A 12,935-nucleotide genomic window follows, 5' to 3' on the forward strand; every position below is an offset into this window, starting at 1 on the left:
CCGGTTATTTTGTCACCACTTCTATCCGGCCGCCATTCCTGAACAGCTCATGCGGCACAAAGTATCCGTTCAGTTCCTTTCCGTTCACTTTTATAGCAGTAAGCGCGCGGCCTTTACCGGTTTTGGTGAGGGTAAGCAGTTTACCGGTGCTGGTCTTCCACTTTACTTCATCAAACAGCGGTACGGTTACCAGGTATTCCGGATCTGTAGCAGAGAAGGTGTACAGGCCGGAGGCGGTGAACACATACCAGGCAGACATTTCCCCGGCATCGTCCATGCCGCATAATGCGAGGCCATCATCCCCTATGCCATAGAGGGTATTGAGGATAGTATCGATCATCTTCTGGGATTTTTCCGGTTTGCCAATGAAGTAGTAAGCAAAAGGCGCTTCATGATCCGGCTGGTTACCGTGGCAATACTGGCCTATCATGCTCTCTACGTTGCGGGCAATATAATGCGGGTTCCAGGGCAAGGTAAAAAGAGAATCCAGTTTTGACTCAAAGCCTTCCTTACCGCCGTACAGCGCTATCAGACCCGGCATATCGTGCGGGGCAAAAAATGATACCTGCCAGGCGTTGGCCTCCCGGTACATATATTCATAATACGGATACTGCGGGTTAAAGGGTGTGATCCAGTCGCCGTTTTCCAGCCGGCCCCTCATAAAACGGGTGGCGGGGTCAAACATATTCCGGTAGTTCTTTGACCGGGCCATGAGCAGGCGGTAGTTGGCCGTATCGCCCAGCTTTTTGGCTATCTGGGCCACGGAGTAATCATCGTAGGAGTACTCCAGTGTCTTGGATACGCCGGCATGCGCTTTTGTTTCCACGTTAGGGTTGGTGATATCCGGGTCTGAGATGTATCCTTTTTCTTTATACTCTTCAATGTATGGGCGGGCGCCGCCTGCAACATTCGCATTTTTTAACAGGATGGCATAGGTACCTTTTACATCAAACTGATCGATGCCTCTCAGGTAAGCGCCAGCAATGGAAGAAGCGCCATGATCGCCATGGAAGAACGTAGGAATGAATCCTCTTTTGTCGCCCACATCCTTCATGGATTTGATCACATCCAGCGTTACATGAGGAGAGATCAAACCCAGCAGCACGTCCTTATTACGGTAGGTATCCCACAGAGAAGGCTCTGTATAATAGTTAAAGTCTGCTTTTGCTACTTGTTTTTTAGCGTCTGTGAACTCGCCGTTCACATCGCTGCGCAGGGCCGGCCACAGGAAAGAGCGGTACAGGCAGGAATAGAACATCCGCCGTTGTTTGTCCGTTCCGCCTTTTACCTGTATGGTTGATAATAAGGTCTCCCATTTTTGATTGGCCTCGTTACGGATCTGGGTGAACGATTTACTACCGATCTCTTTTTCAAGGTTCTGTTTTGCGTTCGCCGTGCTTACAAAGGATAAACCTATTTTCAGCTCCACTGTTTTTGCCGGGCCATCTGCCAGGTGCACCACGGCAAAGCCGCTACGTTGTCCTTCGTCCTTTTTCTCCAGCTTTGCTACCGGCGTGTTCAGTACTGCGTAGAAATAGATCTTTTCACCTGTTTGCTGGTATCCCTGCAGGGCCGTGTTGCCTACCTGCTCAATGCTCCAACCGGAGATGCGGTTGTTGGCCTTTGCCAGATCAAACAGGATCTGGCGGTCCTTGTTGTCTTTATATTCATATTGATGATAACCGCAGCGCAGTGTGGACGTTAACCGTACATCCACATCGTAATCTTTCAGGTAAACCTGGTAAAAGCCGGGCGCGGCGCTTTCCTGTTTATGGGAGAACCGGGAGCCAAATGTGCTGCCGGGATGCGAGAGCGGCAGAATGGGAATGTTGCAGAGATTCCAGTGACCTTTGTTGGTATGCGTAAAGCCGTAGATCACACTGTCTTCATACTGGTAACCAGCGCCGGACCCGTATGCGGTAATAGGGCTCAGCTGCACCATGGCATTGGGCAGGGAACTACCGGGAAAGGTAAGACCGGCCCATGAGCGCCAGTCCTTAGGCAGCTCATACCCCAGGATCTTGGGGTCTGTCATTGGCGCGGTACCAATGAAGGTGTTTACATATTTTGTATAACTGGTGGCTGACTGGGCTTTAGCGGTGGTCACAGCTATCAGCATCCCTAACGCGAAGGCGGAAAAACGGCTTATTGAGTACCTCATTTAACGTGAAAAGTTTTCGTCCGCGTTAAATGTATAAAAAACACGTCTAAAATTATAACCGCCCTTACTATTAAAGGGCGGTAAATACTGTTATTAATCAATCATCTATCCTGGACCGGTCTGCTTTCTTCACCCACTCTTCCAGGCGCTCCAGGTCGGCAAATATGGGGCTTAGCAGGTTAGCGAACTTTTCCTGATTGGCCTGCGTATCCGCAAAGGCAAAAAAGCCGCCTGCTTCTGAATCAAATTCGATATGCGACAACAGTTCCGGATCCAGCGCCTCCACTATTTGCGTGGCATGCGCTTCCCAGCAATAACCGTTGCCTTCGTAATCATTTCTTTCAAACAGATAATAATAGGGATAGAGGTCTTCCCTTTCAATTTCAACGGCTATGCTAAACTGTCCTTCCATATCATGCAACTGGAAAGGAAAATATGGCTCCATGCTTTCTCATTTTTGCCCGAAAGATAGCCAAAATATGTTTTTCCTATTTCTTTTCTACAATAGCGGTTGTTACGTAATACATTTTTGTAATAGCTGCCGTATCAAACAAAGGCGCTTCATTGGCTTTTAATAACTGCTTCTGCCAATGCTCTGTAGGAACCACCTTTAGTTTTGCCTGCTCATTTTTCAACACCAGCGGCATGTTAAAGCCGCCTACACAATTAGCCCAGCGGTATGACACTTCTTTGTGAGCCTTATCAAAAGAAAGCTCCAGCCGGGGGATCTGGATGGTGCGCAGGTATTGGTCAAATACTTTGTTGTAGTTATAATGCGCGTTCTGTGAGATATAGTTTTCGATCTGTTGTGTAGTGACCGTCTGGTGATAGAAGGTCTTATTCATACCCCGCAGCATTTGCCGGAAAAGGGTATCGTTATCGATCCCATGCCGGATAGCATGCAGCATGTTGGAAGCTTTGGGATACATATCGCCACTACCCTGCGCGTTTACATTATAAGGGGGAATGATAGGCCGGTCATTATGGATACCGCGCCTGATGCCGGCATTGTATTCATTGGCGGCATCCTTGCCAAAGATATAATCGATGAACAGGGTTTCGCTGTAATTGGTGAACCCCTCGTGGATATACATATCCGCCAGGTCTTTACTGGTGATATTATTGCCAAACCATTCGTGCCCGCTTTCGTGGATAATGATAAAATCCCATTTCATGCCCCAGCCTGTGCCGGAGCCGTCCTTGCCGTTATAGCCAAAATGGTATTTATTGCCATAGGATACGGCGCTTTGGTGCTCCATACCGGAATGGGAAGTTTCCACCAGCTTATAACCATCTTCATAGAACGGGTAAGGGCCAAACCAGAACTCCAGGCTTTTGAGCATATTATGCACCTGTTCCGGCATATAATCTCTAGCTTTATCCAGGTTATAATCCAGCACCCAGTAATTTACATCCAGCGGGCCTTTTTCACCGGCGTAGGTTTCACTGAAGTTCACATATTTACCGATATAGGGGATGATGCAGTAGGTGCTGATGGGATTTACCACCGCCCATTTATAGGTAGTACTGCCATTGCCATTCTCTTTTTTAGACTGCAGCCGGCCGTTGGCCACTGCCACCAGTGTATCCGGCACGGTGATGCTAAGGGAGGCTCCATGATCCGGCTCATCGCTCTGATGGTCTTTACAGGGGTACCAGACAGAAGCGCCACCACCCTGGCAGGTGACCGTCATCCAGGGGCGGCCGAGAGAGTCCTTGGTAAAGGTCCAGCCGGCAGACCAGGGCGGACGTACCGCCACCTTTACCTGGCCATGGTAAAATACGGTCAGTTTACCTTCTGTTGCCTTTTTTTGCGCGGGCGCCTGCACGTGCCAGGCATTCCCTTCTCTTGTAAAGGATAACCGGGCGGTGTTATTTAATAAAATGCTGTCTATCTCCATGGGCTCCTGCAGGTCCAGCTGCATGGGCAGGCGGTTATTATCCTTTACCACTTTGTAGGTAATGGTGCTGGTACCGCTGATGGTCTTGTTATTATAATCCGGCGTAACAGTAATATCATAACGCATTACATCCCACCAGGCGCGTTCCGGGGTGATGGTACCCCGCAGGGTATCTGCTTTGGTAAAGATCCTGGCTGCCGGTGTTTGCGCCTTAGCTGGCTGCAGGAGCAGCAGGCACAACAGACCGGTGATCATTGCTTTTATAGACATGGTGCTCATAGCTGGTGTAAGATGTTGCATAAGCACTAACTTAACTATTAATGGTTAACCAGGCTTATCCGCGTTTGGCTGAAACTTTACGAAAATTAACCTTATGGCCACCTGCCAAATAATTCATTCAGATCCGCATACGGTTTAGCATCGTCCGCATAACTGAATGTACCTTTTCGCAGTATCTCTTCTGCCGCTCTGAAAAAAGCGCCATAGGCAGCCCTTACAACGGATGAGCCTACGCTTACGCGTTTTATGCCCAACTGCTGGAGCATATCCAGGGACAATTCCATTCCGGAGATCCCCATGATCACGTTTACGGGGCGGGGCGCCACGGCTTTTACCACTGCCGTTATTTCTTCTGCGGTTTTGAGGCCGGGCGCAAACAGCACATCAGCGCCGGCATCGGCAAAGGCTACGAGCCGGTTGATGGTATCCTTCAGATCCAGCCGGCCGCGGATCAGGTTTTCTGCGCGGGCGGTTAAGGTAAATGGGGTGGATAGGCTGCTGGCTGCTTCCACGGCTGCCTTTACACGTTCTACGGCCAGTTCAAAAGGGTAGATGGGATCTGCAGGGTTACCGGTGGCATCTTCAATGGAGCCGCCAGCCAGGCCTGCCTCCGCGGCTAATAATATGGTGGCGGCGCATACTGCCGGGTCATCTCCAAAGCCGTTCTCCAGATCGGCGGATACCGGCAGGCTGGTGGCCTGGATGATGCTTTGGGCGTTCCGCAGCGTTTCTTCGCGGGTAATGGCCGAGTGGCCATCCGGTTTGCCCAGCGAGTAGGCTAAACCGGCGCTGGTAGTAGCGAGCGCTTTGAAGCCAAGCGCTTCCAGCACCCTGGCAGATCCTGCATCCCAGGGGTTGGGCGTTACAAAAATGCCGGGTTGCTGATGAAGGTTCCGGAACTGCCTGGCCCTTTGCTCCCATGTGGTATTATTCATAATATGGATAATTTAAATACTATCACACAAGTTAGAACATCACCAGTATAGAAAAGTCAACAATACGTGTCGGCAACGCAACAGTCTGGCAGCGGCCATTATCCTGCCGCCGGCGCTGGCCCGGGATTTGACCTTTATAATGGATTAAAATGATGTGATATGCCCTGGTATAACGGAGATTACCCGCCATCTTATAAAAACCAGCCGATAAAGCTGCGGGAAAAAGCCGTGGAGATAGCCAATAAATTACTGGAAGAGGGCGTGGAAGAAGGGGAAGGGATTGCCATCGCCACGGGTCTGAAACGCGCCAGGGAGCATTTCAAAAAACAACCATCATCACCCAAAAAGAAATAAGATGCATTTATTCCGGTCATTGGCTGGCGGTTTAGCCGGCGCTATTGCACTCACTATTTCCCATCAGCTGCTGAGGCGTTATGTAAATGACGCACCGCGGATGGACCTGCTTGGCAAACAGGGGCTGGAAAAGCTGATCAAGGCTTCCGGCCGCCGCCTGCCCTCACAGGCAACCATGTATGCGGGAACGCTGGCGGGCGATATTGCAGGTAACGCCTTATATTATGCCATGGCGGGTATTAAACCCAAAGCCGGTTTATTGACCGGCGCCGCACTGGGGCTGGCTGCCGGCCTGGGCGCAGTAGCCTTGCCAGATAAACTGGGCCTTGACCCGGTATACAGTAATAAAACGAATGCTACCAAATTGCTGACCATTGGCTTGTACCTCACGGGCGGGCTCGTAGCCGGCGCTATGTATACCATCACCGCAAAAAAGACCACATGCAGGACCAAAGCTTTAAGATCAAGGTTGGGGAACAGGAATATATTGTGATACGGTCATCCGTACCGGTTGACGAACGTATTTACCGGATAGAAACGGGTTGCGAATACCTGTTCTCTATACGCTATAACGGCCCAGGCAACTGGGAGCTTACGGACAGTAAGGTGGTACCTATTGATGATGACCTGGTGCCGGCTATTGGCGCAGCTATTGAACAAACGGATGTGGAAACCTTTATGGCCTGATCTTTTACATGCAGCAGATAAAAAAAAGCCTATTCAGATCGGGTACCAGCGGTCTTGTATTACCCGTACCCAATAAACAGTTTTTCCCGCCTGCCTACCAGGACAAAAGCCGGCTTTGTTATTACAGTTCCCTTTTTAACAGCATAGAGGTTAACAGCTCCTTTTACAAAATACCGCAGGGCGCTACTGTAAAAAAATGGGCAGACAGCGTAACGGAAGATTTTGTATTCACTTTTAAACTCTGGCGGGAGATCACCCATGTAAAAGGATTAGCGTATAACCCTGCTGATATTCCCCGTTTTCTGGACGTGATCGACAATGCAGGCCCTAAAAAAGGGTGCCTGCTGGTGCAGTTCCCACCTTCGGTAACAGTGGATCTGTTTGCGGAAGTGGAGCAGCTGCTGGAGATCCTGCAGGATAACACCCGGGCGCATGACTGGAAGGTAGCATTGGAATTCCGGCACCCCTCCTGGTACATAGGCGAAGTATATGAGCTGGCAGACGAATATAGCTGCAGTATTGTATTACATGATATCCCAAAATCGCGGAACACACAATTGAATAAACAGGCCGGCTTTGTGTACCTCCGTTTTCATGGCCCCACGGGAGATTACCGGGGCGGTTATACCGATGCATTCCTGCAGGAGCAGGCAGCCCGGATTGGCCAATGGACCAAAGCGGGTAAGGCAGTATATGTATATTTTAATAACACCGCCGGCGATGCGGTCAGCAATCTTATGACGCTGAATAAGCTGGTGGCGGCTACGGGCACATAACTATGCCCCCTCCTCCTGCTTGAGCGGCAAGACAATAGTGAAGATGGCGCCTTCGTTCTCTTTTCCGCTGGCCTGGATAATGCCGCCATGCCGTTCTACGATCTTGCGGCACAGTGATAAACCAAGGCCGGTGCCTTCAAACCGGTCTTTTGAATGCAACCGGGAAAAGGCCTGGAAGATCTTCTCCGCATGCTGCTGGGCAAACCCGATCCCATTATCCTCAAAACTGATCCTGATATAGGGTTTGTGCCCATCTAAACCGGCTGTCCGCGCTTCTTCCGGCAGCAGCTCCCGGGCAGACATCCGGATGAGGGGCGGGTTATCAGGCCGGGAGAATTTCAGGGAATTATTGATAAGATTAAAAAACAACTGCGAAAGCAGCACGGCCGAACCCGCTATAACAGGCAGGCGGCCGTATTGAACCGCGGCCTGTTTTTGCTGGATCAGGATCTCCAGGTCGCTCTCGATCTCGCGGATAGTATCATTCAGATCTACCTGCTCTGACATGAGCGCGGTACCCTCGAACGAAGAATAGGAAAGTATACCTTCTATCATCGTATACATGCGGGTGGCAGCGCGTTCCATTGAATTTATAAAGCCTACACCCTTTTCGTTCAGCTGCCCGTTGCATTCGCTGCGCAGGAGATTCGCGAACAACTTCATTTTACGCACCGGCTCTTTCAGATCGTGGGAGGCTACATGGGCAAACTGCTGCAGGTCTTCATTAGAGCGGTGCAGGGCACGGGTGCGCTCTTCCACCAGTGCCTCCAGTTCTTCCCGGCTGCGTTTAAGCGCTTCTTCTACCAGGCGGATCTCTGTTATATCCCGGGTAGTGCCCGCCACCGCCTCCACTTCTCCCCTGTCATTCAGCACCGGAACAAATATGTAATCGTAGATCCTTTTGCCAAAGACGGCATGGGGAAAGGAAACCTCCCCGCGTATGGGTAACCGGGTAGCGACCACCTGGTCAATCTCCCGTTCGTGCATTTCCGCGTGCCAGTCTTCATAACCATTTTCACGCAATCTTTTCCCAACGGCCTGGTCCCAGGTTTTTCCCCACATGGTCAACAGGGCTTCGTTGGCATAGGTAAAGCGGTATTGCAGATCGAATACATAGATCAGGTCAGGGGTATTATTGGTAACCGTTTCGTAGAGCCGTTTGCGCACATCTGATTCCTCTTTTGCTAACCGGAGCGCGTCTTCCATCTGCCGGCGGGCGGTAATATCGCTGGCTGCGCCAAACCATTCCACTATTTCACCTTCCCCGTCAAATATTGGCACTGCGCGGGAGAAGGTCCAGCCCGGGGTGCCATCCGCCCGGAGCACCGGGTGCTCCAGCTCAAAAATGCTTTTGGTGGCAATGGCTTCCGCTATGACCTTTAAAACACGCTGCTGATCCTGGGGCTGAATATATTTATCCAGCCAGTCATCGATCGGTTCTCCCGTATTAGACAGGAAACCCCGGCCTTTCAGCTCACGCATCACCTTCCAGTCAGGGCTCATCCGGTACACCACCTCTGAGGTAGCCGTTACCAGTGCCCGGAACCGCTCTTCGCTTTCGACCAGCGGATCCTGGGTTAACCCGGAAAAGGGAGATGAATGATCGGTTTCTCCTGGCTTCTTCGACTTCATATAGCTAAGATATTTCTGGAAATTAATAAATTCCAACAATTATTGTTCCAGCCAATGGTACCCCTCATTCCGTGGTAGGGTGTAACGTTTATATGCAGTTGCAGTAACGTTGCTAAGCAGTAGCGATGCAATTACGCCCCGTAAGACAGCCCCGGTCAGCCCCATGACTGCAGAACCCGGCATTTAGGGCCGTTTCTTTGAAATTCATAATTCTTTCTTTGCTATTGCTATCAATCCCGGGCGGTATGCGCCGCAACTTTGTACCATCAAACAGCTAATAACAAAGCATATTATGAAAACGCAAAAAACATGGTTTATCACCGGCGCCTCCAGGGGTTTTGGCCTGGATATCACCGCCGCAGTACTGGCATCCGGCGACAAAGTAATAGCAACCGTACGCAGCCAGCCGGAACAACTGGCCGCCAGTTTTAATAACCACCCGGACCTGTATGTAGTCACCCTGGACGTTACCAACGAAGCCCAGGCAAAAACAGCTGCGGAACAGGCTATCAGCCATTTTGGCCGTATTGACGTGCTGGTGAACAATGCCGGTTACGGCATCCTGGCCGGCGTAGAAGAGGCCACCGCTGAGGAGGTAAGGCAAAATTACGAGGTGAATGTGTTTGGTATCCTCAATACGATCCGGGCCGTGTTGCCGTATATGCGGAGGCAGGGCACGGGGCATGTGATCAATATATCATCTATTGGCGGCCTGGCTGGTTACGCCGGCTGGGGCGTATATGGCTCTACCAAATTTGCCATAGAAGGTTTAACGGAAGCGCTGGCGCAGGAACTGGCGCCCCTGGGCATCTATGCCACCGTGGTAGCTCCCGGGTTCTTCAGGACCAATTTCCTGGATAAATCCTCGCTTATCAGAACGGCAAACGAAATAACCGATTACGCCGCCACCGTGGGGGCCGTACGGGAATTTGCCACCCAGGCTAACCGTCAGCAGCCCGGCGATCCTAAAAAGCTGGCGCAGGCCTTTATTCGCCTGGCCGCCGCGGAAAAACCGCCGGTACACCTGCCGCTTGGTACAGATACTTACCAAAAATTCTACGAAAAGGCCAAAGCCTATGAGCAGGAAATGGAGGCATGGAAGGCCGTTGTTACCAGCACTGATCATGAAGATGTAAAGGCCACAGCCTGATATAACGTGGATGTTACGGGGCGGCAGTATCAAAAATATGATACTGCCGCTTTTTGTATTATTTTCCGCCTTATTTATCCGCTATGGAAAGGCTACTGCAACAACTGAAGGACATACATCATTTAAGTACGGAAATACAACAACAGCTACAGGAGTGTTTTACTAAAACAGTACTGCCAAAAGGAGAGTTCCTGATCACGGAAGGAAAGGTTTGCCGGCACCTGTATTTCCTGGAGCAGGGCTGCCTGCGGGGTTTTTATAACCTGGATGGGAAGGAGATCACCCATTGGTTTGGATTTGAGAATGATTTTGTGACCTCTTTCCACAGTTTTATTACCCAGGAACCAGCGGTGGAGAACATACAGCTGCTGGAAGGTTGTATTTTATGGGCCATTTCGAAAGAGTCCCTGGCTACCCTGCTGAACACCTATCATGAAGCAGAGCGGCTGGTGCGGATCGCTTACGAGAAGTATTACATCCGGCTGGAAGAGCGGTATGTGAATGCCCAGTTCAGGACCGCCACGGAGTTGTACGAAAACCTTTTACAACGCGCGCCCCATATTATAGAAAGGATCTCCCTGGGTTATATAGCCTCTTACCTGGGCATGTCACAAGAAACCCTTAGCCGTGTACGTAGCCGGCTTTAACAATTACGTTACCTGTTTTTGACTATTGTCAAAAGATGTCTGCTACCGGGACTATAGCTTTGTGTTCATAATGTTACTCTATGGAACACAAAACCACACAACAGCCCTCCGGGGCCTTTATTGCCGCCGCCTGGGTAGCCCTTATAACCGGTGTAGTCGCTTTTATCATCGGTTTATGGAATGCAGAAATGCAGCTCAATGAAAAGGGATATTATTTTACGGTATTGATGTTTGGCCTGTTCTCCGCCGTTTCCGTACAAAAAGCCGTACGTGACCAACTGGAAGGTATCCCTGTTACCAACATCTATTATGGCCTGGCCTGGTTTTCCGCTTTATTATGTATCGTACTGCTCACAGTAGGCCTGTGGAATGCTGATATGAGCAAGAGCGAGAAAGGATTCTATGCCATGTCATTTGTGCTGAGCATGTTTTCCGCCATTGCTGTGCAGAAAAATACGCGGGACATGAAAGCATCGCAACCACAACAACGTCCGGATAATGAACAATACCATTAATGGCTTCCATTGCAGATAACCGCTGAGCGCTCCTTTTGGAGCGCTTTTTTTGGCTGTAAAAAGAAGGCCGGTCATTGCGACCGGCCTTTATTATTAGTATGCATATTTACTATTTAACCGCTTTCACCTCAAAATCCTCAAATGTTACCGGGAAGCTTTTTTTGCCCGGCGCTGCGGCTACCATGCCTATCTGCGCTTTTACATTGGGCGGAAAATAGGCCAGGCGTAACATATCATATTTCTGACCATCGAATGAATATTTTATTTCCACGTAATCGCCTTTTCTTAACAGCTTCAGCCAAACAGCAGCGGGGCTGTCATGACGGGGCACTACGGACCAGTCAGACACTTCGCGGGTTACCACGGCGCTTACATTCTGCACCCCATCCACATATTCTATACCGGTCTTGATCCAGTTCTTATTATCGATCCTGATCATTAAACCGGCCTGGTGAAAGAGCTCCTGGTAATGACCGCTGATCTTTACGCTGGCTTCAAAATCGCCCTCCTGTTCCTGGTAATAAAAAGGGCCGTTATCGCGTATAAAACCGTAGTGTGTAACGCGCCAGTAATCTGTGGCCGGGTCAATAGTGGCGTCCAGCTTTTTTGCGTTGCCGGACCATTTAGCAGGTTCGTTATACCATTTCATAGCGGGTGATTGAGCAAACAGGTTACCAATACAAAAACTAAGTACAAAAACAACTAACAGGCTTTTCTTCATAAATGGGTTTGTTTAAAATAACGGCCAAAGTTAATCTATTTTGGATGCCAGCAGGATGGTGCTGGCGCCAAAGAGGGCAATTAATGCAAATGACCAGCGCAGGCTCAGTGCTTCCGCTATAAAACCGATGAGCGGCGGGCCTATGAGGAAACCCAGAAAGCCCACGGTAGATACGGCGGCAATAGCCACGCCAGGCGGTAACGTTTTGGATTTACCTGCTAATGCCAGCACCAGCGGCACAATGGAAGAAACGCCCAGCCCCACCAGCAGGAAACCCAGCGTAGCCGTGATGATACCGGGGGCAAAGATGGCGAGCAACAACCCCGTTGTACTGATAAGGCTTGCGCATTGCAATACATGCTTTGTACCAAAGCGGGTTACAATACCATCCGCCAGGAAACGCCCGCCGGCCATAGTGCCCATAAAAGCAATATACCCCACGGTGGTCAATGATTCCGGGGCCTCTACTATCTTCTGGAAGTATACGCCACTCCAGTCGAACATAGTGCCTTCTGTTACCAAGCTGGCAAAGGCGATCAATCCCAGTAGCAAGATCTTACGGTCTGGCCGGGCAAACAGCGGCTGCGCTTCTGCCGGCGCATCTTCCGGCAGCAAAAACCGCCAGCCGGTTAATACCAGTAGCCAGCACGCAAGACCGATGATCCAGAAATGCTGCCATACCGGCCAGTTGAGATTAACGGCCAGGGTACCCACCGCCACACCGGTAAAACCCGCCAGGCTCCATAAGCCATGAAAAGAGGCCATCACGGATCTGCCATACAAGGCCTCCACCCCTACCGCCTGCGTATTCATGGCTATCTCAAATACATTGTTCATAAACCCAAACAGGAACAGGATAATGACCAGCTGCCAGATCTGCGTGGCCAGGCCTATCATCCCCAGCATAAAAGGGAATAACAGCCCCGCGGCAATGAGCACGCGGCGGCTTCCCAGGCGGGTCACCATCCAGCCGGATACGGGCAAACTAACCATCAGGCCTATGGGCAATGCAAACAGCACCCCTCCCAGCCCGGCATTATTGAGCCCAAAATGGGCTTTCATATCATGAATACGGCAGGCCCAACTTGAATAAGTCAGGCCTGCGATAAAGAAAAAGATACATACCGCTATGCGATAGGTACGTTTCAGATCAGTGGTTAATGAAAACATAAGCAGT

14 protein-coding genes are annotated in these 12,935 nt (G+C 50.4%); 7 read left to right on the forward strand and 7 right to left on the reverse strand.

Translation table 11 applies throughout. The annotated features are described in order from the left end of the window. Positions 1–4 precede the first annotated feature (4 nt). From F0L74_RS12525 to F0L74_RS12540, 4 genes are all read right to left on the reverse strand, one after another. On the reverse strand, positions 5–2,161 hold the full coding sequence (locus F0L74_RS12525; protein WP_149838201.1) for a GH92 family glycosyl hydrolase: 2,157 nt from the start codon (positions 2,159–2,161) through the stop codon (positions 5–7). A gap of 97 nt (positions 2,162–2,258) precedes the next feature. Beyond that, positions 2,259–2,606: an Imm51 family immunity protein gene (locus F0L74_RS12530; protein ID WP_149838202.1), complete on the reverse strand. Its 348-nt coding sequence runs from the start codon at positions 2,604–2,606 to the stop codon at positions 2,259–2,261. A 43-nt stretch (positions 2,607–2,649) separates the two neighbouring features. Beyond that, positions 2,650–4,362 (reverse strand): M1 family metallopeptidase, encoded by a 1,713-nt coding sequence (locus F0L74_RS12535; RefSeq protein ID WP_246197691.1) that lies wholly within the window; start codon positions 4,360–4,362, stop codon positions 2,650–2,652. A gap of 71 nt (positions 4,363–4,433) precedes the next feature. Further along, on the reverse strand, positions 4,434–5,276 hold the full coding sequence (locus F0L74_RS12540; RefSeq protein ID WP_149838203.1) for an isocitrate lyase/PEP mutase family protein: 843 nt from the start codon (positions 5,274–5,276) through the stop codon (positions 4,434–4,436). Positions 5,277–5,435: 159 nt separating this feature from the next. Between F0L74_RS12540 and F0L74_RS12545 the strand changes: the two genes are divergently transcribed. Genes F0L74_RS12545 through F0L74_RS12560 form a run of 4 tightly spaced genes read left to right on the forward strand, consistent with a single transcriptional unit; the run spans position 5,436 to position 7,093 of the window. Next, positions 5,436–5,630, forward strand: coding sequence for a DUF2188 domain-containing protein (locus tag F0L74_RS12545; RefSeq protein WP_149838204.1), 195 nt, complete (start codon positions 5,436–5,438; stop codon positions 5,628–5,630). Between the two features lies 1 nt (position 5,631). Then, positions 5,632–6,123: a hypothetical protein gene (locus tag F0L74_RS12550; RefSeq protein WP_188315982.1), complete on the forward strand. Its 492-nt coding sequence runs from the start codon at positions 5,632–5,634 to the stop codon at positions 6,121–6,123. Continuing rightward, on the forward strand, positions 6,072–6,317 hold the full coding sequence (locus tag F0L74_RS12555; protein WP_149838205.1) for a hypothetical protein: 246 nt from the start codon (positions 6,072–6,074) through the stop codon (positions 6,315–6,317). Before F0L74_RS12550 ends, F0L74_RS12555 begins: the two co-directional genes overlap by 52 nt. An 8-nt stretch (positions 6,318–6,325) precedes the next feature. After that, a complete protein-coding gene (locus tag F0L74_RS12560) occupies positions 6,326–7,093 on the forward strand; it encodes a DUF72 domain-containing protein (RefSeq protein WP_149838206.1) in 768 nt (255 codons plus the stop codon). Here F0L74_RS12560 and F0L74_RS12565 read toward each other — a convergent pair whose 3' ends face one another. After that, the gene (locus F0L74_RS12565) at positions 7,094–8,725 is read right to left on the reverse strand and encodes a sensor histidine kinase (RefSeq protein WP_149838207.1); all 1,632 of its coding nucleotides are present in this window, start codon (positions 8,723–8,725) and stop codon (positions 7,094–7,096) included. It abuts the gene before it with no gap. Between the two features lie 292 nt (positions 8,726–9,017). Here F0L74_RS12565 and F0L74_RS12570 point away from each other — a divergent pair, with 292 nt between their 5' ends. From F0L74_RS12570 to yiaA, 3 genes are all read left to right on the forward strand, one after another. Further along, the gene (locus tag F0L74_RS12570; RefSeq protein WP_149838208.1) at positions 9,018–9,875 is read left to right on the forward strand and encodes an oxidoreductase; all 858 of its coding nucleotides are present in this window, start codon (positions 9,018–9,020) and stop codon (positions 9,873–9,875) included. Between the two features lie 83 nt (positions 9,876–9,958). Further along, positions 9,959–10,522: a Crp/Fnr family transcriptional regulator gene (locus tag F0L74_RS12575; RefSeq protein ID WP_149838209.1), complete on the forward strand. Its 564-nt coding sequence runs from the start codon at positions 9,959–9,961 to the stop codon at positions 10,520–10,522. Positions 10,523–10,602: 80 nt separating this feature from the next. Next, positions 10,603–11,037 (forward strand): inner membrane protein YiaA, encoded by a 435-nt coding sequence (yiaA, locus tag F0L74_RS12580; protein WP_149838210.1) that lies wholly within the window; start codon positions 10,603–10,605, stop codon positions 11,035–11,037. Positions 11,038–11,146: 109 nt separating this feature from the next. Here the strand turns inward: yiaA and F0L74_RS12585 are convergent, their stop codons facing one another. Continuing rightward, positions 11,147–11,758 (reverse strand): DUF1349 domain-containing protein, encoded by a 612-nt coding sequence (locus F0L74_RS12585; protein WP_246197692.1) that lies wholly within the window; start codon positions 11,756–11,758, stop codon positions 11,147–11,149. Between the two features lie 30 nt (positions 11,759–11,788). After that, entirely contained in the window at positions 11,789–12,928 is a 1,140-nt protein-coding gene (locus F0L74_RS12590; protein ID WP_149838211.1) for an MFS transporter, read from the reverse strand. Positions 12,929–12,935: the final 7 nt, after the last annotated feature.

This window comes from Chitinophaga agrisoli, assembly GCF_008386695.1.
Classification (GTDB): domain Bacteria; phylum Bacteroidota; class Bacteroidia; order Chitinophagales; family Chitinophagaceae; genus Chitinophaga; species Chitinophaga agrisoli.